The organism is Frankia sp. RB5 (assembly GCF_059816245.1).
In genome coordinates, this window is record NZ_JCBATA010000158.1 from 1 (window position 1) to 1,291 (window position 1,291).

Annotated in this window: 1 protein-coding gene; it reads left to right on the forward strand. The window is 74.3% G+C overall.

The features are described from left to right. Positions 1-1,175: acyl-CoA dehydrogenase family protein (locus AC6EXY_RS33280; RefSeq protein WP_499842483.1), on the forward strand; the 1,175-nt coding region annotated here is incomplete at its 5' end. Positions 1,176-1,291 lie beyond the last annotated feature (116 nt).

The window sequence follows — 1,291 nt, forward strand, 5'->3', positions numbered from 1 at the left end:
TCGACCTATGGAGCGTGTGCGCGTTGAGAATCAGCGTCGAGCCGGAGCTCGAGGAGCTGCGATCCGCCGTTGACGCCCAGGCCTGCCGCGAGCTGGCGCCGCTGGCGGCGGGGCTCGACCGGGAGCAGGCCTTCTCCCGTGAGGCGTGGGAGGCGGTGCGGTCGATCGGGCTGACCCGGCTGCCGTTCGAGGAGAAGTACGGCGGCGATGGCGGCACGGTGCGCGCCTTCGTCGTCGCCACCATCGAGGTCGCCCGGCACTGCGCGGTCGCCGCCCTCTACCCGGGGACGACGATCCAGGTCGCGATGACCCTGCTGGAGCACGGCACGCCCGAGCAGGTCGAGCGGTACGTGCCGGGCCTGGTGTCCGGCGAGCGGATCGCCGCCTGGGCGTTCACCGAACCCGCGACCGGTTCGGATCCCCGCCAGATCAGCACGCGAGCGGTTCGTGACGGCGGCGGCTGGCGGCTGTCCGGGGCGAAGCAGCTCATCTCGTTCGCCGACCAGGCCGATGTCGCGCTGGTGTTCGCCCGCACCTCCGAGACGGCGCTGGGCGCCTTCCTGGTCGACACCGACGCCGCCGGCTGGCAGGTCGGGGAGCCCAGCGAGGTGCTGTCGTTCGGCGGCACCGAGGCCCGACCGATCGCCCTGGACGACGTGCCCGTGCCCGCCGGCGGGCTGGTCGGCACCGTCGAGGGCGGCTTCGACGTGATGATCGCCGGCGAGGCGTTCGGGAAGGTCCGCACCGCGGCCATCACGGTGGGCATCGCGGCCCGCGCGATCGAGGAGGCCGCCGCCTACGGACTGGCCCGCACCCACCGCGGCACACCCATCGCGCGGCGATTCCCGACCATCCAGGCGCTGCTGGGCTCGGCTGCCGCCGACCTGCTCGGCGCCGAGGCCCTGGTGCTCGCCTGTGCGGACCGACTCGACCGCGGGCAGGGCATCGCCGCGGAGGCGGCCTCGGCCCGCCTCGTCGCGGCCCGGGCGGCCCGCGAGGCCGCGAGCGCCGCGCTGCACGTCTGCGGCGCCTACGGGCTGACCCGCGACATGATCGTCGAGCGTCTGTACCGGGAGGCCGTGTTCTACGACATCGCGCAGGGCGTGTCCGAGATCCAGAAGATCATCGTCGCGCGTGAACTGCTCGCCGGCGTTCCCCACGGAGGTTCCGCGTGACCGCGCCCGTCCATCCTCTCGACCTGACCGGGCACGTCGCCCTGGTCACCGGCGGCAACTCCGGGGTCGGCCTCGGCATGGCCGACGGCCTCGCCCGGGCGGGCGCCGACGTGTGC